The following is a 19,047-nucleotide window of genomic DNA, read 5'->3' as shown; positions in this document are numbered from 1 at the left end:
GAGCGACTTCGGCACGTCGGCGGGGTAGGCGGGCGGAGGCTCAAGTCGTAGAAGTCCTACGGAACTTGACGGGCCTCGGCAGGTGGCGGAGTCGTCGCCCTGATGTTCGGTGAACCCTTGTTCTATGACCGGTCGTACAGGGCCGGGCGGGGCGCCAGGACGACCGGGGTGCGCGTGCCCGTCTCCAGGGAGCGTGCACCGGCCTCGGCGGCCACGGAGGCGGCGTACCCGTCCCAGGCGTCCGGGCCGGTGACCCGTCCCCGCCGGGTGGCGTCGACCCAGGCCTGCACCTGGCGGTCATAGGCGTCCGCGAACCGTACGAGGTAGTCCTGCGGCACCTCTTCACGAGCGGCGCCCGCGGCCGTCACCAGCATGCCGTGCGCCTCCCCGATCCGGGCGCTGCCCGACTCGCAGACGGCCTCGCAGCGCACCTCGTAGCCGAAGCCGCAGTTGACGAAGATCTCCACGTCGACCAGGGCGCCCCGCTCGGTCTCGAAGAGCACGAACTGCGGGTCGAGCAGTCCCGTGGGCGCGCCCGCCGAGGGGCGCGGCCGGAGCACGGACACCGCGGTCAGTTCCTGACCGAGCAGCCAGCGGGCCGCGTCGATCTCGTGCGAGACGGAGCTGGTGACCAGCATCGCGGACGTGAAGTGCGGCGGGGAGGACACGTTGCGGTGGACGCAGTGCAGCATCAGGGGCCGGCCCAGCCGCCCGCCGTCCAGCAGCGACTTCAGCTGCCGGTACTCGGTGTCGTAGCGCCGCATGAAGCCGATCTGCGCCAGCCGCCGGCCCCCTCGCGCCTCCGCCTCCACCACCCTCAGCGCGCCCGCGGAGTCCGGCACCATCGGCTTCTCGCACAGCACCGGCAGCCCGCGGGCGAAGGCGGCCAGCAGAGCCTCCTCGTGCGCCTCGCCGGGCGAGGCGATCAGGACGGCCTCGACACCCGGTGCGTCCAGCGCGGCCTGCGCGGTGGTGCGCACGGCCACGCCGTCCATCCCGGCGACGGCCTCCTTCGCCCGGTCGGCGTCGGGGTCGGCCACCGCGGCGACCCGGGCGCCGCTCACCACCCGGTCGAGGCGTCGTACGTGGTCGGCGCCCATGTGCCCGGCGCCCAGGACCGCCACACCCAGAAGTTCGCTCACGCTCCGTCGACTCCTTCCCCGTCCGCCGCGTACCCGCGAGGGCGGACACGTGTCCGGCGGACAGGGTTTCATGGTGGTCGAGAGGAGCGGGCCCCCGGGGTACGGCGGGTCAGTACCGCAGCACCCCCGCGATGCCCTCCGCCTCCCCGAGCGCGCCGTCCGGTACGAAGCGGACCTCGGCGCCGGTCTCCAGACATTGCTCGACGATCTCGTCCACGATGTCCTCGCGGGCGTCGAGGTCGCCGTCGTCCGCGGGGAGCAGGTGCTCCCCGTCGTCGCGCATCGTCACCTTGAAGTTCTCCTCGACGGCCAGCAGCCGGACCCGGCCGGTGTGCGCGCTCTCCCACAGCTCGTCCACGCCGGCGGCGAAGTCCTTGCGCCCGCGGGCCGCCTCCAGTTCCCTGGCCACCGCCTCGACGTGACCGTGCGCCTCGTCCTCCAGGACTGGCTGCACCGCCTGCCGCACGGCCTCGGCCGTGCCGTGCGCGAGACCTCCGTGCGGCACCAGCACCGCCTCCCGCACGGTGCTCCCGGTCTCCTCCAGCAGGGACAGCGCGGGCTGCGGACCGGTGATGTACAGCGGCCGGGGATGCGCGCGCAGGACCCTGCCCATCGCGGCGTCGGCGTCGCGCAGGAACCGGCGGGTGGTCTCGTCGCGGAAGGTGCTCGGCGAGTCGCCGATCCGCTCCTGGCGTTCGGGGTCGAAGTCCAGCGGCGGCCGGTCCATCGGGAAGCCGCCGGTGCGGTCCTCGACGACCCGGTCCGCGCCGCCGCTCCACAGCGTGACGCGGTCGGCCGCGACCGACAGCACCCAGAACGGCCGTTCGGCGGCCTGCGCGGCCACCAGGTTGCGGGTCAGGAACGTGTCCGCGAGGACCACGCGCTCCGGGACGGAACGGGCGAGCGTCCAGACCTGGTGCTCGCCCGGAGCGGCGAAGATCGCCAGGCCGTCCTCGGCATGGGTCAGATCGACTTCGGCGAGGGCCCGGTCCAGTTCCCGGGACACCTCCATGCGCCGTTCGCGGGTGACCGCCGGATCGTCCTCCAGCTGTTTCTTGGCCTCGGCGACCACGTTGCGCAGCCGGACGGAATCCTGGGCGTTGTCCGGTTCACGGCGGTGGGTCGGCGTCAGCACGGACACGGCCGGGTAGGGGCGGGGGCGCCGAAGCTCGGCGAGGGTGGCGGGACTCAGATCGTGCTCCATGACAGCACGATAGGACCGATGGACGTATCGGGCATTCGGGGGCGATCCACGCCGGCCCGTGCCGGCCTCGCGGCCCGTGGCGCCACCGACCGCGGCCGGCTCAGTCGTCCTCGCTCCGGGGGGTCTCGGAGCCGCAGGAGCTGCCGTCGGCCGGCAGGGAGCCGTACAGCAGGAAGTCGTCGACCTTGCGGTGCACGCACTCGGAGGAGGCGTAACCGGTGTGTCCCTCGCCCTTGTTGTCGAGGACCACGGCCGGCGCCCCGAGCCGCTCGGCGGTCTCCACGGTCCAGCGGTACGGCGTGGCCGGGTCGCCCCGGGTGCCCACGAGCAGCATCCTGGCCGTGTCGAGGTCCTTCACGTCGTCCCGGATGTAGTCGGTGCCCTTGGGGCGGCCGTGGCACATCAGCACCTGGGTGAGCCGGTAGCGGCCGAAGACGGGCGAGGCCTCCTCGTACCGTGCGCGCAGCCGGCCCAGGGACCCGGCGACCTGCTCGGCGGTGGGGCGGTCGGGATCGTCCGCGCAGTTGATCGCCATGAGGGCGGCCGGCAGGTTGTCCAGGGGGACGTCCTCCTGGTCGGTGAGGCCGCCGCCGGCCCGCTCCCGGCCCCGCGCCGGTTCCGGAGCCCGGACCGGGAAGGTGACACCACCGGACACGAAACCCTCCAGGCCGCGGGTGTCGCCGTCCTCCATGAGCTGGGCGAGCGCCCGCTGCAAGGAGGGCCACAACTCCTCGCTGTACAGCGCCTGACCGACGGCACCGACCATGTCCTGTCCGGAGAAGGGCTCGCCGAAGCCCGTCGGGACGGGGTCCGCGTCGAGCGAGGCGATGACCTGTTCGACCTGGCGGCGGGCGCTCCGGGCGTCCTGCCCGAACGGGCACGCGATGTCCTGCACGCACCAGTCGAGGAAGTTCTCCAGCGCCGTCTGCTGTCCCCGCGCGCCGGCCAGTCCCTGCTCGGTCAGCGGTTCCGTCAGGGTGTCGACGCCGTCGAGCACCACCCGGCCGACCTTGTCCGGGAACTGGGCGGCGTAGACCGCGCCCAGCCGGGTCCCGTAGGAGAAGCCCAGGTAGTTGAGCCGGTCGTCGCCGAGTGCCCGGCGCATGACGTCCAGGTCCCGCGCCGCGTCGACCGTGCCTATGTGCCGCAGTACGGGACCGGAGTGCTGCGCGCACTCGGCGGCCGCGTCCCGCAGGCGTCCGAGCACGTCCTCGGGGTCGGTGAGCGTCTTGTTCCCGTCCGTCGCCTCGATGATGTCCACCGTGGCCGGCCCGCAGGTCACCGGGGAGGAGCGGCCGACGCCGCGGGGGTCGAAGGTCACGACGTCGTAGTCGTTGGTGAGGTGCATGAACTCCTTGCCGCCGCCGCTGGCGAACTCACTGACGCCCGAGCCGCCCGGCCCGCCGAAGTTGATCAGGACCGAACCGCGCGGGTGGTCGGTCGTCGCCGGGTAGCGGGCGAGGGCCAGATCGAGCGTCTCCGCCTCGGGCCGGTCGTGGTCCAGGGGGACGGTGACCTTTCCGCATTGCAGGTCCTTCGGGACGTCCATGCCCTCGCACGCCGACCAGGTGACCTTCTGGTCGTGGAACCGGGCCGGGCCGGGTGCGGCGTCGTCCGCGGTCGCCGTCGCGGCGGGCAGCCCGGCACCCAGCAGGGCCAGCCCGAGCGCTCCGGTGACCGCGCGGCGCCGGGCCGTGGGCCGATTCGACAGCTTGGCCTGCATCGATGCCTCCCGGGCGCCCCGTCGCGGACCGGTGGTCGACGCCCTCGCTCACCATAAGCGGGGCCCCGGCGCGGCGCCTCCGGGCGATGCCGCCGGGGAGCCGGGCGCCGCGGCGGGCGTGCGGACGCTTTGCCGCTCGTTCGATGAAACGGCCACTCGATGGGGTGAAAGGCCTATAAGCCATAACTCGGATGGTGCGGTCGCGTTTTAACCGGTGCGGGTCAACCGGTGCGGGCGAGTGCCCGTGACCATGTCTGAAAGGCAGGGAACCTCATGAGAAGGGTCACCCGAAACGGTGTGTTCGCCCTCGCCGCCTCCGGTGCGCTGGCGGTGACGCTGCCGACGCACGCCGCGTTCGCGTCCGGCGGTGCCGCCGCGGACGGTACCGCGGTCGGCTCGCCCGGGCTGATCTCGGGCAACACCGTCCAGCTCCCGGTGGACGTGCCGGTCAACGTGTGCGGCAACACCGTGAACGTGGTCGGGCTCCTGAATCCGGCCGCGGGCAACACCTGCGCCAACGGAGGCGGGGGCGGCACGGCCCGCCAGGGGGCCTCCGCGGGCGGCGGGGCGTCCGGCACGGGCGGCGGCGCGGTCGCCGAGGGCGCCGGGAAGGACTCCCCGGGCGTGCTCTCCGGCAACGGCGTGCAGCTCCCGGTCGACCTCCCGGTGAACGTGAGCGGCAACAGCGTCAACGTGGTCGGCATCGGCAACCCGGCCGTCGGCAACGAGTCGCGGAACACCCCCGGCGACCGCCCCGAGACCGACCGTCCCGAGACCGAGCGGCCTCCCGCGGAATCCGAGCCCGAGCCGTCCGTACCGGAGGAGGAGCGGGTCCCGCCGCAGCCGTCCCCACACTCCGTCCCGCCGCGGTCGTCGGCGTCCCTCGCCCACACCGGCACGGACCAGACCCTGCCCGCACTCGCGGGTGGCGCCGCGCTGCTCCTGGGCGGAACCGTCCTCTACCGGCGTTTCCGACCGCAGGCCGGGGGCTGACCCTCGCGGACGGTCGTCCCGGGGTGCCACCGGGCAGGGTGCAGCCGGGACATGCCGCTCCGCCGGGCGGACACGTGCCGCCGGGCGGACGCGTCGTCGCGCGTCTCCGCCCGGCCCGGTGACCTCGCTTCGGCCGCCGCCCTCAGGCCGGCCCTGAAGGCCCTTCGTGGAAGCGGCGGTGCAGTGCGTGGATCTCCGCGGACAGTTCGCGCACCGGTCCCTCCACGGTCACGCCGGGCGCCACCTCGTGCACCGGCAGCGCCCGCACCGGCGCGGCCGCGGCCCCCAGCTCGGCCAGCCAGCCCCGGAGCTGCTCCGACGAGGCGACGTACACGATGCGGCCGAGTCCCACCCAGGCGTGGGCGGCGGCGCACATCGGACAGTGCTCCCCGGACGTGTACACCGTGGCGGCGGCCCGCTCTTCGGGCGTGAGGTGCGCGGCGGCCCAGCGGGCGAGTGCGAACTCCGGGTGCTGGGTGCGGTCGCCCGAGGCCACGCGGTTGCGGTCCTCGGCCAGCACCGTGCCGTCCGCGCCGACCAGGACCGACCCGAACGGCTCGTCACCGGCTTCCAGTGCCTCGGCCGCCAGCTCCACGCAACGGCGCAGATGCGGCAGTTCGGCGTCCTCCACGGCCATGGCTCGGTTCCTCTCGACGATGTGATCCTCACCCGAAGCCCGCCCGGGTTCACCCGGCGCCACGTCGTCCTGACGTCCCGTTGCGAGCGGGTGCCGGAGGCTTGGGCCCCTGCCTCCGCGGAGTCGAACCTCAGCGTCGGGTACGGCTGCGCGAGCGGTCCAGCGCGGCCACGCCGACCGCGGCCAGTCCGATCTGGATGAGCCACTCGACCCAGTCGACCCCGTCCGTGTCGGCCACGTCGAAGGCCGACGCGATGCCCGAGCCGATGAGCGCGGCCGCGATGCCGACGAGGATCGTCCACAGGATCCCGATGCGCTGGCGGCCCGGGACGACGAGTCGACCCAGGATGCCGACGACGATCCCGATGACGATGGCACTGATGATTCCGTCTATCTCCATGTCCGCCCCTTCTTGTCAAGGCCCCCGCAGGAGTGCGTATGCCCTCTGTGGGCGGTCGCAGTCCGTCTCGGGGCCCGGGGCGCGCGCGGGCCGGTCCGCGGGGGCGGGCCGGCCCGTGCTGTTCCCTTCCGGTGCCGTCTAGGGCTTGCGCATGCTCTTCGCCGCCGTAGCGGCGCACACCGTCCCCAGGGCCAGGGTCAGGGCGCCGATGATGAGGTTGTTCCAGATGACGCCGGCATCCGGGTTCGTACCCACGATCCACGGCGAGATGATCATCCAGATCCCCATCGCGCACATCGCCCCGCTGAGGCCGTACATGCGTTCCGGAGCGCGGGTGAATCCGAGGGCCAGCAGGCCGATGGCGATACCTATGATCAGGTTGTGGGCCACCAGTGCGGGCTGGCTCGTGGTGAAGTGGACTATCCACGGGGACACGGCACAGTACAGGCCGAGCAGGAACACCGGCCCGTCCACGAGTGCCACGTCGCGGCCGCCCAGCATGCGGTCGTAGCGTTGCTGCATCTCCGGTGCGTCGGGATGGCTGGTGATGTCACCTCGGGTGTGCGAGACGTTGGCCATGAGTCGTCTCCTTTGCCTTACCGGGCTCACCGCGTCCTGTGCGGCGAGCGGTAGCGCCTCATATGTTCAGTGTGCTCTTATTTCGCCCTTATGTGTAGTCGTGGGGGGCGTGGGCGGCGTGGGGCGAGGGGCGGACCGGACATGTCCACGCGGATCGCGGGCAGGCGCTGTGGTGAGGGAGCACGAACGGACAGAGGGACAGCGGAGGTGGCCGCGGCTATGGGTGCGAAGGTGTTGGAGCGTTTTCCGGCGGGGTCGCCGCGCGGATCGTGGCCGGCGGAAGAGTACGCCGCGCGACGTCGGGACCAGGGTGAGGCCGCGACCGTCGTGATGGATCTGAAGTCGGACGCCTTCCTGGTGGTCGTTCCGGGGCGCGACGAGGACTGAACCAGGGCCGGAGACGGTGCGGTGCGGGCGTGGTGGCGCCCGCACCGCACGCATGTGGGGCCGCATTGTCGGTCCGCGCGAGGAGAGGCCCTTGTGTCACGCCCGTGTGAAATCCGGTCCGCGATCCGAGACCGGGCCGTTTCCCGTTGACCCTCGTCGACGACGGCTGCCACGATCACCGCTATGACCACGCGACCGGACCTCACGCGGCGACGCCACGTCGACCTCGCGCGCGTCTCGAGCGCCGTCTGTCGCACCGCGGTCTGACCTCTCGCCGAGCCGCCGCTCGGACCCGGCGTACGTGACCGCGGGCCCGTCCCGCGCCTGAGAACGCGGTGCCGATCCCGGTGCCTCGGGGGCTCGTTCACGCCCTGTTCCGCCACCGTCCGTCGCGCGTGCGGCTGTTCGGAGTGCCACGGTGCCGTGCGCCGGGCGGTCCTCCGGTGCCGCTGTCCCGCCCGCGGCCGTCCCGTGTGCCGCTCCGCTTCCCCCCACCCCCTCGTCGTACTCCCCACCGGTGGTCGCGCACCGCCGGATTCCTCGTGTCCGCGCGGCAGGGGAGATCCGGCCGGGAGCGCCGCGCGTCCGCCCACCCGAAAAGAGGAACCATGGCCACCGTCCTGTCCGTCTCCGGCAGCCCCTCCGCCTCCTCGCGCACCAGCGGGCTGCTGCGCCACCTCGACGACCGGCTGGCCGCGCAGGGCCACGAGGTCCTTCCGCTCGACGTGCGCACCGTTCCCGCCGAGGCCCTGCTCGGCGCGGACTTCGCGCACCCGGCGATCATCGAGGCCACCGCGCTGTTCGCCCGCGCCGAGGGTGTCGTCATCGGCACGCCCGTCTACAAGGCGTCCTACTCCGGGGTGTTGAAGGCCCTCCTGGATCTCCTCCCGCAGTACGCCCTCACCGGCAAGACGGTGCTGCCGCTCGCCACCGGGGGCACCACCGCCCACGTCCTGGCGATCGACTACGCGCTCCGCCCGGTGCTGAACTCCATGGGCGCGGCGCACATCGTGCAGGGCTGGTTCACCCTCGACCGGGACATCACGCGCCGGGAGGACGGGACGGTCGCGCTGGCCGAGGGCGCGGAAGAGGCCCTCGCCCACGTGGTCGACCAGTTCTCGACGGCCCTCGGCACCCGCTTCGACCGCCCCGTGCTGGCCGCGACCGGGTGAGCAGCGGGCCGCCCACCGCCGCCCGTACACCGCCGTCCGCTCGGACGCCGTTCGCCGTGCGCTGCCCGTCCGTCGTGCACCCACCCCACCGCAGTGCAGCGACCCTCCGTCGTGCACCGCGTCCTCGAAGGAGATCCCCGTGTCCCTCACCTTCCACTGGTTCCTGCCCACCAGCGGCGACAGCCGCGACGTCGTCGGCGGTGGCCACGGCGCCCCCGCCACCGACTCGGGGCGCAACCGGCCGCCGACGGTGGCCTATCTGAGCCAGATCGCCCGTGCCGCCGAGGATCTCGGCTTCGTCGGCGCGCTCACGCCCACCGGCGCCTGGTGCGAGGACGCGTGGCTGACCACCGCCATGGTCTCCCAGGCGACCGAGCGCCTGAAGTTCCTCGTCGCCTTCCGGCCTGGCCTGCTCTCGCCCACGCTCGCGGCGCAGATGGCGTCCACCTTCCAGCGGCAGACCGGCGGACGGCTCCTGCTGAACGTCGTCACGGGCGGTGAGAGCCGCGAACAGCGGGCCTACGGCGACTTCCTGGACAAGGACGCCCGCTACCGCCGCACCGGCGAGTTCCTGCAGGTCGTCAGGGAGTTGTGGGAAGGCGGCACGGTGAACCTCCGCGGCCGGCACCTCCAGGTCGAGGAGGCGCAGCTGGTCCGGACGCCCGACCCCGTGCCCGAGGTGTACTTCGGCGGCTCCTCGCCCGCCGCCGGACAGGTCGCCGCCCGGCACGTGGACGTGTACCTGACCTGGGGCGAACCGCCCGCGCAGGTCGCCGCCAAGATCGCCTGGATGCGCGGGCTCGCCGCGGAGCAGGGCCGTACCCTGCGCTTCGGCATCCGGCTGCACGTGATCACGCGGGACACCGCGGAGGCGGCCTGGACGGAGGCGCACCGGCTCCTCGACGGCTTCGACCCCGAGACCGTACGGGCCGTGCAGGCCGGCCTCGCCCGCAGCGAGTCGGAGGGGCAGCGGCGGATGCTCGCCCTGCACCACGGGGTTCGCGACGACCTGGAGATCCACCCCAACCTGTGGGCGGGCATCGGCCTGGTGCGCGGCGGCGCGGGCACCGCCCTGGTCGGCAGCCACGAGGAGGTCGCCGACCGGATCGCGGAGTACCACACGCTCGGCATCGACGAGTTCGTCCTCTCCGGGTACCCGCACCTGGAGGAGGCCTACTGGTTCGGCGAGGGCGTCCTGCCCCGCCTCGCCGCACGGGGCCTGTGGCGTCATCCCGCGCGGGCGGAGGCGGAGGCCCCGGTGCCGGTCGCCGTCTAGAGGCCGGCCAGCGCGGCCAGATGGGCCGCGCGCACCGGCGCCGTCTGGCCCTGCACCAGCAGGAACATCCCCTCCCGGGCGAGCCGCTGGGCGGGGCTGTCCAGGCTCGTGGCGCGTCCGCCGCCGCTGACGACCGCCGCCGTGGTGGCCGCCCGCAGGAGGTCGTACGCCCGGGTGCGCAGGGCCAGCCGTTCCTCGACGTGCTCGTGGGGGTCGGGACGGTCCGCGAGGGCGTACGCCCGCGTGCGCAGCTCGTCGAGCCGGGCACGCAGTACGTCGGCGGTCCTCCGCTCGTCCGGGGAGTCGCCGAGCAGGTCCAGCGCGGCACGGGCGACGCCGAAGACGGCGGGCGAGGTGTTGGCGCTGCGGGGCAGGTCGACCCGGGCGAACGCCTCCCGGGGCGTGCGCAGCACCACGGCCTCCCGCGGCACCCACAGGGCGTCCAGCTCCACGGAGACCGTGCGGGAGGCCGTCAGCGCCGCGAGCCGCAGGGGCGGCGACGGACGCAGTCCCGGCTGCTCACGGGCGTCGACGAAGGCGAAGACGACCTCGTCCGCCTCGGTCACGCCCGCGAGCAGCATCACGTCGTTCAGGCCCCAGCCGGTGTACCAGGGCACGGTGCCGTCGAAGCGCACGCCGCCCCGCTCGGCGGCGGCCCGCACCGGGGTGCGGGCGACGGAGCGGACGTGGGCGTAGGCGATGCCGGCCAGAAGTCCGCCGGTCGCCAGCGGCCGCAGCAGGCGTTCCCGGGCGGGGAGCCCGGGCTCCGCCTTCGCCAGCAACCGGACCGGTGTGTGGTGCTGGGTCTGCACGAACCAGGTGGAACAGCACGCCCCGGCCAGGATCTCCGCGACCTCCCGGGCCACCGGGTCCGGGGCGCCCGCCCCGCCGTACTCCTCGGGAGCGCTCACGCCCAGCAGCCCCGAGCGCCGTACCGCGTCGATGTGGCTCGCGGGCACGACGTCCTGGTCCACGTGCTGTGCGGAGGGGGCGAGCAGGCCGTCCGCGAGCCGACGGGCCTCGGCGACGAGCGGATGGGGTGTGGTGGTGGTCATGCGGCGATTCTCGCGATCAGGGCGTCCCGTGACGAGGGCGCCACGGGGGAGAGGCTTCGCGGGGGGAGGCTCAGTGGCGGGTCGCCGGGGTGGGAATTATTTCTCGATGTGAAAGGTTGGTTATTGCATCTACTGTCCGGCGACCGTCTTCCCCCCACCTGCGAGGCACATCGTGAACCACTCCGCCCCCGAGCGGCCCGCCGAGGTCGCGTCCCGGCTGCGCGCCACCTTCCGCACCGGCCGCACCAAGCCCGTCGAGTGGCGCACCGCCCAGCTGCGCCGGTTGCGCGCCCTGCTGACGGAGCAGGGCCCGGAGCTGGAGGCCGCGCTCCACGCGGACCTCGGCAAGAGCGCGGCCGAGGCCCAGCGGACGGAGATCGGCTTCACCGTGCGCGAGATCGACCACACCCTCGACCACCTCACCGACTGGTTGCGCCCCGAGCCCGCCCCCGTCCCGGCCCACCTCGGTGCCGACGCCACCGCCTGGACGCAGTACGACCCGCTGGGCGTCGTCCTCGTCATCGCGCCCTGGAACTACCCGGTGCAGCTTCTGCTCGCCCCGGTCGCCGGCGCCCTGGCCGCGGGCAACGCCGTGGTGGCCAAGCCCAGCGAGCTGGCGCCGGCCACCTCCGCCGTACTGGCCCGGCTGCTGCCGGAGTACCTGGACGACGAGGCCGTGGCCGTGGTGGAGGGCGGGGTCCCGGAGACGACGGCGCTGCTCGCCGAGCGCTTCGACCACATCTTCTACACCGGCAACGGCACGGTCGGCCGGATCGTCATGCGCGCCGCCGCCGAGCACCTCACGCCGGTCACCCTCGAACTGGGCGGCAAGTCCCCGGCGTTCGTCGACCGCGACGCCGACCTCGACGTCGTCGCCGCCCGGCTGGCCGGCGGCAAGTTCCTGAACGCGGGCCAGACCTGCGTGGCCCCCGACTACGTCCTGACCGACCCGGAGACCGCCGCCGCGCTGGAGCCCGCGCTGGTACGCGCCGTCGAGGCACTGTACGGAACCGACCCCGCCGGGTCGGCGGAGTACGCGCGCATCGTGAACGAGCGCCACTTCGACCGGCTGGCCGGTCTGCTGGACTCCGGCCGGGTGGTCGTCGGCGGCGACAGCGAGCGGGCGCGGAAGTACATCGCGCCGACCGTCCTCGCCGACGTCGCCCCCGACGCGCCGGTGATGCGCGAGGAGATCTTCGGGCCGATCCTGCCGATCGTCACCGTGTCCGGCCTGGACGAGGCGATCGCGTTCGTCAACGACCGGGACAAGCCGCTGGCCCTCTACGTCTTCAGCGCGTCCGACGGGACCCGGGAGCGGTTCGCCGCCGAGACCTCCTCCGGCGGCCTCGGCCACGGGCTGCCGCTCGCCCATCTCACCGTCTCCGACCTGCCCTTCGGCGGGGTGGGGGAGAGCGGCATGGGCAGCTACCACGGGCGCTGGTCCCTCGAGACCTTCAGCCACCGCAAGGCCGTGCTGAAGAAGCCGCTGGCCTGACCGCGTCAGGCCGCCCACGCCAACCCGGCCGCCCCTCGGCCGGGTTGAACTGGTCTACACCCTTGACTGGTACAGACCAACGCGGTTGAGTGTGCCTCCACACCCCCCACCACGGCCGCCCCCACGCCGTGGCCGGTCCGACCGGCACGCGCGCACAAGGCTCCGCTCCTCCCTGTCCTCGTACGGGAGCGGCCGTGCCCCGCCGAAGGAGGCAGACCCGTGTCGAGGCGCCGTATATCCGCACTGGTGACCGCACTCGCCCTCGCCGGAGCCGTGCCCGTGCTCCTGCCCGCCGCCGAGGCGTCGGCCGCCGCCTGCTCGAGCTACCCGAGCTGGACGGCCGGCAGGTCGTACAACGCGGGCGACATCGTCCGCTACACCGACGGCAAGGCGTACATCGCCGAGCACGCCAACCCGGGCTACGACCCGATCATCAGCACCTGGTACTGGGAGCCGTACGCCTGTGACAACGGCCCCGGGACGCCGGTCGGCACCTTCGTCGTGAGCGAGGCCCAGTTCAACCAGATGTTCCCGGGCCGGAACTCCTTCTACACCTACCGCGGCCTCACCGCCGCGCTCAGCGCCTACCCCGGGTTCGCCAACACCGGCGGCGACGCCACCAAGAAGCAGGAGGCGGCGGCCTTCCTCGCCAACGTCAGCCACGAGACCGGCGGACTCGTCCACGTCGTCGAGCAGAACACCGCGAACTACCCGCACTACTGCGACTGGGGCCAGCCCTACGGCTGCCCCGCCGGACAGGCCGCCTACTACGGGCGCGGGCCGATCCAGCTCAGCTGGAACTTCAACTACAAGGCCGCGGGCGACGCGTTGGGCATCGACCTGCTGGGCAACCCCTGGCTGGTGCAGAACGACGCGGCCGTCGCCTGGAAGACGGCCCTGTGGTACTGGAACACCCAGTCCGGGCCCGGGAGCATGACCCCGCACAACGCGATGGTGAACGGCGCCGGCTTCGGCCAGACCATCCGCTCCATCAACGGCTCCCTGGAGTGCGACGGCAAGAACCCCGCGCAGGTCCAGAGCCGCGTCACCAAGTACCAGCAGTTCAGCCAGATCCTCGGTGTCTCACCGGGCGGCAACCTCTACTGCTGAGCCGGCCGGCGGGCGGCCCGCCGTGACGCCCGCCGAGCCCGCCTACCGGGCCGTCAGGTACGCGACCGCGACGACCGTGCCCGCGGCCGCCACTGTCGCGGAGGCCGCGGCGGCGTGCCGTCTGAGCAGGGTGCGGCGCAGAGCGAGGTAGCGTGCCTCGTACTCGGCGCGCAGCTGGTCGGCGCGCCGGGCCGTGGACCGCAGCATCCGCCGGGTCAGGTCGAGGCGCTGCGCGGTGTAGTGCCGCGTGAGGTCCTCCGCCTGACCACCGGTGAGCCACGGGAGGCGGGCGCACAGGGCGGCGGCCTCGCTCCGAGCCCGCTCCTGTTCGGCCCGGAGCAGCAGGTAGCCCTCGGCCTGCGTGGCGACCGGAGCGACCCGCGCCCGCGTACCGTCCCCGGTCACGAGCGGTCGCCCTTGTGCCCGGCGGTGTCCAGGGCGTCCCGCTGCCCCGTGTTCTCCGCCTGGTCGAGGCCGGCGAGTTCAGGGTGGTGGAGGTCGAAGGCCGGCGACTCGGAACGGACGCGGGGGAGCGTGACGAAGTTGTGCCGCGGCGGCGGGCAGGAGGTCGCCCACTCCAGGGAGCGCCCGTAGCCCCACGGGTCGTCGACCTCGATCTTCCTGCCCAGGTGGGCCGTCTTCCAGACGTTGTACAGGAAGGGCAGCGTGGACAGCCCGAGCAGGAAGGCGCCGATGGAGGACACGGTGTTCAGGGCGGTGAACCCGTCGGCGGCCAGGTAGTCGGCGTACCGCCGCGGCATGCCTTCCGCGCCGAGCCAGTGCTGCACCAGGAACGTGGTGTGGAAGCCGACGAACAGGGTCCAGAAGTGGACCTTCTCCAGCCGGGTGTCGAGCATGGTGCCGGTCATCTTCGGCCACCAGAAGCTGAAGCCGGCGAACATCGCGAAGACGATCGTGCCGAAGAGCACGTAGTGGAAGTGGGCCACCACGAAGTAGCTGTCGGTGACGTGGAAGTCGATCGGGGGCGAGGCCAGCAGGACACCGGTCAGGCCGCCGAAGAGGAAGGTGACGAGGAAGCCGGCCGCCCACAGCATCGGCGGTTCGAAGGACAGCGAGCCCTTCCACATGGTGCCGATCCAGTTGAAGAACTTCACGCCGGTCGGCACCGCGATCAGGAAGCTCATGAAGGAGAAGAACGGCAGCAGCACGGCACCGGTGGCGAACATGTGGTGCGCCCACACCGTCGCGGACAGGCCGGTGATGGCGATGGTGGCGCCGACCAGCCCCATGTAGCCGAAGATCGGCTTGCGGGCGAAGACCGGGATGATCTCGGTGACCACTCCGAAGAACGGCAGGGCGAGGATGTAGACCTCGGGATGGCCGAAGAACCAGAACAGGTGCTGCCACAGCACGGCGCCGCCGACCTCCGCGTCGAAGACGTGCGCGCCGAACTGGCGGTCCGCCTCCAGCACCAGCAGGGCCGCCGCCAGGACCGGGAAGGCCAGCAGGACCAGCACCGACGTGAGCAGCACGTTCCACGTGAAGATCGGCATCCGGAACATGGTCATGCCCGGCGCGCGCATGCAGATGATCGTCGTGATGAAGTTGACCGACCCGAGGATGGTGCCGAACCCGGACAGTGCCAGCCCCATGACCCACAGGTCGGCCCCGATGTAGCCGCTGCGCATCGGTCCGCTCAGCGGTGTGTAGGCGGTCCAGCCGTAGTCCGCGGCGCCCTGGGGCGTGAGAAAGCTGCTCATGACGATGAGCCCGCCGAAGAGGAACAGCCAGTACGACAGCATGTTCAGCCGGGGGAAGGCGACGTCGGGTGAGCCGATCTGCAGCGGCATGATCGCGTTGGCGAAGCCGGCGAAGGTCGGGGTGGCGAACAGCAGCAGCATGATGGTGCCGTGCATCGTGAACGACTGGTTGTACTGCTCGTTCGACAGGAACTGCAGTCCCGGTCGGGCGAGTTCCGCCCTGATCGCCATGGCCAGCAGTCCCGCGATCAGGAAGAACGCGAACGACGTGATCAGGTAGAGGTGCCCGATCTTCTTGTGGTCGGTGGTCGTCAGCCAGGAGACGACCACCCGTCCTTTGCCGCGCCGCCCCTCCACCGGCACCAGCGTGGTCGGTTCCGCCTGTGCAGTCATCGGCTTCCTTGCATCCGGTCCAACGGGACATTCGGCAATAAAACTCCCGTAAGAGCGCACAGGATGCACTCCGGCGCGCTGGATGAAGGCGTATCGGTTCACGCGATGGTGTCAGCCGCCCCGGTGCGGCACCCGGCCCTAGGAGTCCGCCGCCTCCCGGTTCCGGCGGATGCGGACGCGTCGCAGCATGCCGAGCGACACCAGGGACAGCAGGACGTAGAGACAGCCGACGAGGGTGTCGGTGATCTCCGCGCCGTCGAACACCGCCGTCTTCTGCGCGGACAGTGCCCAGGGGGAGACGGCCAGCCACACCCCCAGCAGCAGCACGAAGAGGTCGGAGCGCGGGCCGGGACGGCGGAAGAAGCGGGCCAGGGCCACCAGGAAGACGGCGATGGCGACGGCTATCTCGTTGCGGTGCGCGTCCTTCGCGCTGTCCGGGTAGCCCACGATCCACGGGGAGACCATCAGGGTCAGGGAGACCAGGAGAAGGAGGAGGCCGACGATCTGCCGACGCGCAGCCTCCAGAAGGGTCGTCGAGTCGGTGTCCGCCCGGGGGGCGGCGGAGGATGAGAGAGCGTGAGGCATCGTGGGGTCCCTACGGAGATCGGTGGTGGAGGCGGTGCCGGACCACGCGCCGTACGAGGAGGCCGGCGACCGCGGCCGCGGTCGTACCCGCGGTCGCCGACGGGGCCCGGCGGGCGTGGGAGCGGTGTGGGATGCGAGGTCGCGCAGCCGGTCGAAGACGTACACCGCGCGCTCGGGCAGCGGACCCGGCGGGAGGGCACCCGCGAAGGCCGGCTGCGAGGCCCCGTTGACCAGGGTGCCGGGACGCGCGCCGGCATGGCCGGTACCGCGGCCCGCGCCGGCACCGTGACGGCGAGGACGTTGAGGTCGAGGACCTTGCGCAGCAGCTCCGGGGCGAGGGCGGCGAACGGGCCGTACCCGTTGATCCCCGCGTTGTTGAGCACGAAGCCGATGTCGCCGCCAGCCGCCCGCTCCGCGACCCGGGCGAGGTCGCCCGGATCCGACAGGTCGGCCGGTCCCGGGCGAGGTCGTCGAGACGCTGCGCCCGCCTGGCCACGAGGACGGTGTCCCAGCCCCGTGCCGCCGGCCGCCGTGCGTACGCCGCGCCGATCCCGGAGGACGCGCTCGTGACCAGGGCCGTTCCGCTCGCTCCACCCACCGTCTCGTCATCCCTCTTCGTCCGCGTGATCCCCGAGGTGCGCCCGGGCGGGCGCGCCTCGGGCGGGTACCCGGGCCGACGGGACCACGCACCGGCCGTCCGGGACGTGGGTTTCCGGCATGGATGGTTACCCGGGCCGGTACAGGTGAAAGGTGCCGGACGTGACCAAGGACAGCGCGTGCGCGTCGCTCATGCGGCTGATGCAGGAGAGCCACACCGTCACGCTGGAGGAGCTGCCTGCCCTGATCGCCCGGCACGCGGCCCCGGCGGGCATCCACGACCCGGCCGTGTTCCTGGTGGACCTGCGCGAGACGGTCCTGCGCCGGCTCACCGGAGCCGGGCCGGACGCCGGGGCGGGCGGGGAACGGTTCACCGTCGACGGGACCCTGCCGGGCCAGGCCTACCAGCGTGTGGAGCTGCTCCCCGAGCAGCAGCTCGACGCGGACCGCGGCGCCGGCGGCCGGCGCCGCTGGTGGGTCGCGATCACCGACGGCGTCGAGCGCCTCGGTGTGCTGCGGGCGGACACCGGGTGGGAGGACGAGGCCGCCGTCCTCTCTCTGCGCGATCTCGCCTCGCTGACCGCCCTGCTGCTGCTCAGCAAGCGCTCCTTCAGCGACTCCTACGCCCGTCTCCTGCGCACCGAGCCGATGAACGTCGCCGCCGAGCTCCAGTGGAACCTGACCCCGCCGCCCGCCTTCGCCGGGCACGACGTGACGGTGGGCGCCGTGATGGAGCCCGCCTACCAGGTGGGCGGCGACGCCTACGACTACGCCGTGACCGGCGAGACCCTCCACCTGGCTGTGTTCGACGCCATGGGGCACGACACCACGGCCGGGATCACCGCCAACGTCGCGGTGGCCGCCTGCCGCAACGCCCGGCGGCAGGGCGCGTCGCTCACCGAGACCGGCCGGCACGTCGAGAGGACGCTGCTCGAACAGTTCGGCGGCAGCCGGTTCGTCACCGGTGTCCTGGCCGAGCTGAACATGCGAACCGGCCTGCTGACCTGGATCAATCGGGGGCATCACCTGCCGATCCTGTTGCGGGGCAACCGGTGGACCGCGGCGCTGCGGTGCCGGCCCGCCGGTCCGATGGGCGTGGACCTGCGCCTGCCCGTCACCGAGTGCACCGACCAGCTGGAGCCCGGCGACCGGCTGCTGCTGTACACGGACGGGATCGTCGAGGCCCGCGATGCCGGGGGCAGGGAGTTCGGCCGGGACCGGTTCATCGACTTCGTCCTGCGCCATCACTCCGGCCGGCACACCCTGCACGAGACGCTGCGCCGGCTCATGGCCGCGGTGCTGGCCCACCACGACGGCAGGCTCGACGACGACGCCACCGTGCTCCTCGCCGAGTGGCGCAGCGGCCGTCAGGACGAGCTGGTCCCGTAGGGCGCGGTCCACCGGGGTGTCCACCGGGACCGGACGGGCGGGCCGTAGCCGCTCGCGCCGGGCGTGCGGAGGGACACGAGCGGATAATCGGGACTTATGAGCCTGTGGGGCAAGCGGGACGACATGATCGTGCACGAGCGTGACCCGTTCAACGCCGAATCGCCCCGGTCCGCGCTGGAGTTCCACGTCACGCCCGTGGACGCCTTCTACGGCCGCAACCACGGCCCGGTCCCCACGGCGGATGCGGCGCTGTGGAGGCTGGAGGTGGACGGACTGGTCGGCAGACCCCTGAGCCTGTCGCTGGACGACCTGCGCGCGCGGTGGCAGCCCGTCGAGGCCGAGGTCACCCTCCAGTGCGCGGGCAACCGGCGGGCCGGCCTGATCGAGGTGCGGGACATCCAGGGCGAGACGCCGTGGGGGGCGGGCGCCGTCTCCACCGCCCGCTTCCGCGGCATCCGGCTCGCCGACGTCCTGGCCGAGGCCCGTCCCCGGGCCGGGGCCGCGCACGTCGCTCTCGCCGGGGCCGACGTCTCCCCGCTCGCCGATCCGCCGCAGCCCTACGGCGGCTCCGTCCCGCTGGCGAAGGCACTGAGCCCGGAGGTCCTGCTCGCCTGGTCCATGAACGACGCTCCGCTGCCCCCGGTGCACGGAGCCCCCCTGCGCGCGGTCGTCCCGGGCTGGATCGGCGCCCGCAGCGTCAAGTGGCTGACCCGCGTCACCGTCCGGAGCACCCCCTCGGACAACCACTTCCAGGCCGTCGCCTACCGGCTGCTGCCGGGCGACCCGGACCCGGGCACCGCCGCCCCCGACGGGGACGGCATCCCGCTCGGCCCCCTCACCCTGAACTGCGCCATCCTGCACCCCGCCGACCACGCCCACCTGCCCAACGGCCCCGCGCGGGTCGCCGGGTACGCCCTGGCCGGCGAGGGGCGCACCGTCGCCCGCGTCGACGTCTCGCGCGACGGCGGACTCTCCTGGCAGCGGGCCGACGTCGGCGAGGCGGCGAGCCCGTGGGTGTGGCAGCACTGGCACACCACCCTGGACCTGCCCCGCGGTGACGTGGACATCGTCGCCCGCGCATGGGACTCGGCCGGCGCCGCGATGCCCGAGTCGCCCCGGCAGCTGTGGAACCCGAAGGGCTACGCCAACACCGCGTGGCCCCGCGCTCGCGTGCGCTGCGGGTGACGCC

20 protein-coding genes are annotated in these 19,047 nt (G+C 73.0%); 9 read left to right on the top strand and 11 right to left on the bottom strand.

Features of this window, described 5'->3' with window-relative positions; all coding sequences use genetic code 11:
- Nucleotides 1-122: 122 nt before the first annotated feature.
- From ACGF5T_RS29295 to ACGF5T_RS29285, 3 genes are all read right to left on the bottom strand, one after another.
- On the bottom strand, nt 123-1,142 hold the full coding sequence (locus ACGF5T_RS29295) for a Gfo/Idh/MocA family oxidoreductase (protein WP_366767714.1): 1,020 nt from the start codon (nt 1,140-1,142) through the stop codon (nt 123-125).
- A 109-nt stretch (nt 1,143-1,251) separates the two neighbouring features.
- The gene (locus ACGF5T_RS29290) at nt 1,252-2,346 is read right to left on the bottom strand and encodes a chemotaxis protein (protein ID WP_356610713.1); all 1,095 of its coding nucleotides are present in this window, start codon (nt 2,344-2,346) and stop codon (nt 1,252-1,254) included.
- A 100-nt stretch (nt 2,347-2,446) separates the two neighbouring features.
- Entirely contained in the window at nt 2,447-4,069 is a 1,623-nt protein-coding gene (locus ACGF5T_RS29285; protein ID WP_356610714.1) for an alpha/beta hydrolase, read from the bottom strand.
- Between the two features lie 273 nt (nt 4,070-4,342).
- Between ACGF5T_RS29285 and ACGF5T_RS29280 the strand changes: the two genes are divergently transcribed.
- The gene (locus ACGF5T_RS29280; RefSeq protein ID WP_356610715.1) at nt 4,343-5,062 is read left to right on the top strand and encodes a chaplin; all 720 of its coding nucleotides are present in this window, start codon (nt 4,343-4,345) and stop codon (nt 5,060-5,062) included.
- A gap of 142 nt (nt 5,063-5,204) precedes the next feature.
- On the opposite strand, the gene ACGF5T_RS29275 is transcribed toward ACGF5T_RS29280, so the two are convergent.
- The 3 genes from ACGF5T_RS29275 to ACGF5T_RS29265 form a co-directional block, all read right to left on the bottom strand.
- On the bottom strand, nt 5,205-5,699 hold the full coding sequence (locus tag ACGF5T_RS29275; protein ID WP_356610716.1) for a nucleoside deaminase: 495 nt from the start codon (nt 5,697-5,699) through the stop codon (nt 5,205-5,207).
- A gap of 130 nt (nt 5,700-5,829) precedes the next feature.
- Nucleotides 5,830-6,099: a GlsB/YeaQ/YmgE family stress response membrane protein gene (locus tag ACGF5T_RS29270; protein WP_356610717.1), complete on the bottom strand. Its 270-nt coding sequence runs from the start codon at nt 6,097-6,099 to the stop codon at nt 5,830-5,832.
- 138 nt (nt 6,100-6,237) lie between these two features.
- A complete protein-coding gene (locus ACGF5T_RS29265; RefSeq protein ID WP_356610718.1) occupies nt 6,238-6,678 on the bottom strand; it encodes an SPW repeat protein in 441 nt (146 codons plus the stop codon).
- 219 nt (nt 6,679-6,897) lie between these two features.
- On the opposite strand from ACGF5T_RS29265, the gene ACGF5T_RS29260 reads away from it, so the two are divergent.
- The 4 genes from ACGF5T_RS29260 (at nt 6,898) to ACGF5T_RS29245 (ending at nt 9,513) form a co-directional block, all read left to right on the top strand.
- Nucleotides 6,898-7,065 (top strand): hypothetical protein, encoded by a 168-nt coding sequence (locus ACGF5T_RS29260; protein ID WP_356610719.1) that lies wholly within the window; start codon nt 6,898-6,900, stop codon nt 7,063-7,065.
- A 183-nt stretch (nt 7,066-7,248) separates the two neighbouring features.
- Complete coding sequence (locus tag ACGF5T_RS29255) at nt 7,249-7,332, top strand: putative leader peptide (protein WP_356610804.1); 84 nt, start codon at nt 7,249-7,251, stop codon at nt 7,330-7,332.
- 341 nt (nt 7,333-7,673) lie between these two features.
- Nucleotides 7,674-8,237, top strand: coding sequence for an NADPH-dependent FMN reductase (gene ssuE / locus ACGF5T_RS29250; protein WP_356610720.1), 564 nt, complete (start codon nt 7,674-7,676; stop codon nt 8,235-8,237).
- Nucleotides 8,238-8,376: 139 nt separating this feature from the next.
- Nucleotides 8,377-9,513: an LLM class flavin-dependent oxidoreductase gene (locus ACGF5T_RS29245; protein ID WP_356610721.1), complete on the top strand. Its 1,137-nt coding sequence runs from the start codon at nt 8,377-8,379 to the stop codon at nt 9,511-9,513.
- Here ACGF5T_RS29245 and ACGF5T_RS29240 read toward each other — a convergent pair.
- Nucleotides 9,510-10,568 carry an acyl-CoA dehydrogenase family protein gene (locus ACGF5T_RS29240; RefSeq protein ID WP_356610722.1) on the bottom strand — a complete coding sequence of 353 codons (1,059 nt, stop codon included), beginning with the start codon at nt 10,566-10,568 and terminating at the stop codon, nt 9,510-9,512. The genes ACGF5T_RS29245 and ACGF5T_RS29240 overlap by 4 nt on opposite strands.
- A gap of 172 nt (nt 10,569-10,740) precedes the next feature.
- On the opposite strand from ACGF5T_RS29240, the gene ACGF5T_RS29235 reads away from it, so the two are divergent.
- Both ACGF5T_RS29235 and ACGF5T_RS29230 read left to right on the top strand, forming a co-directional pair.
- Nucleotides 10,741-12,063, top strand: coding sequence for an aldehyde dehydrogenase family protein (locus tag ACGF5T_RS29235; protein ID WP_356610723.1), 1,323 nt, complete (start codon nt 10,741-10,743; stop codon nt 12,061-12,063).
- Between the two features lie 219 nt (nt 12,064-12,282).
- Complete coding sequence (locus tag ACGF5T_RS29230) at nt 12,283-13,173, top strand: glycoside hydrolase family 19 protein (protein ID WP_356610724.1); 891 nt, start codon at nt 12,283-12,285, stop codon at nt 13,171-13,173.
- A gap of 42 nt (nt 13,174-13,215) precedes the next feature.
- Here ACGF5T_RS29230 and ACGF5T_RS29225 read toward each other — a convergent pair whose 3' ends face one another.
- From ACGF5T_RS29225 to ACGF5T_RS29210, 4 genes are all read right to left on the bottom strand, one after another.
- Nucleotides 13,216-13,578, bottom strand: coding sequence for a hypothetical protein (locus ACGF5T_RS29225; protein WP_356610725.1), 363 nt, complete (start codon nt 13,576-13,578; stop codon nt 13,216-13,218).
- A complete protein-coding gene (ctaD, locus tag ACGF5T_RS29220; protein ID WP_356610726.1) occupies nt 13,575-15,287 on the bottom strand; it encodes a cytochrome c oxidase subunit I in 1,713 nt (570 codons plus the stop codon). The genes ACGF5T_RS29225 and ctaD overlap by 4 nt, the downstream gene beginning before the upstream one ends.
- A 138-nt stretch (nt 15,288-15,425) precedes the next feature.
- Nucleotides 15,426-15,872 (bottom strand): SPW repeat protein, encoded by a 447-nt coding sequence (locus tag ACGF5T_RS29215; RefSeq protein ID WP_366767713.1) that lies wholly within the window; start codon nt 15,870-15,872, stop codon nt 15,426-15,428.
- Nucleotides 15,758-16,318 carry a hypothetical protein gene (locus ACGF5T_RS29210; RefSeq protein WP_366767725.1) on the bottom strand — a complete coding sequence of 187 codons (561 nt, stop codon included), beginning with the start codon at nt 16,316-16,318 and terminating at the stop codon, nt 15,758-15,760. The genes ACGF5T_RS29215 and ACGF5T_RS29210 overlap by 115 nt, the downstream gene beginning before the upstream one ends.
- A 343-nt stretch (nt 16,319-16,661) precedes the next feature.
- On the opposite strand from ACGF5T_RS29210, the gene ACGF5T_RS29205 reads away from it, so the two are divergent.
- Both ACGF5T_RS29205 and ACGF5T_RS29200 read left to right on the top strand, forming a co-directional pair.
- Nucleotides 16,662-17,858 (top strand): PP2C family protein-serine/threonine phosphatase, encoded by a 1,197-nt coding sequence (locus tag ACGF5T_RS29205; RefSeq protein WP_392889743.1) that lies wholly within the window; start codon nt 16,662-16,664, stop codon nt 17,856-17,858.
- Nucleotides 17,859-17,954: 96 nt separating this feature from the next.
- The gene (locus tag ACGF5T_RS29200; RefSeq protein WP_356610729.1) at nt 17,955-19,043 is read left to right on the top strand and encodes a sulfite oxidase; all 1,089 of its coding nucleotides are present in this window, start codon (nt 17,955-17,957) and stop codon (nt 19,041-19,043) included.
- Nucleotides 19,044-19,047: the final 4 nt, after the last annotated feature.

The sequence above is a fragment of the Streptomyces sp. NPDC047853 genome (assembly GCF_043204535.1).
GTDB lineage: Bacteria > Actinomycetota > Actinomycetes > Streptomycetales > Streptomycetaceae > Streptomyces.
The sequence above is the reverse complement of the archived record's forward strand: the minus strand, read 5'-3'. Positions and strand labels throughout refer to the sequence as shown.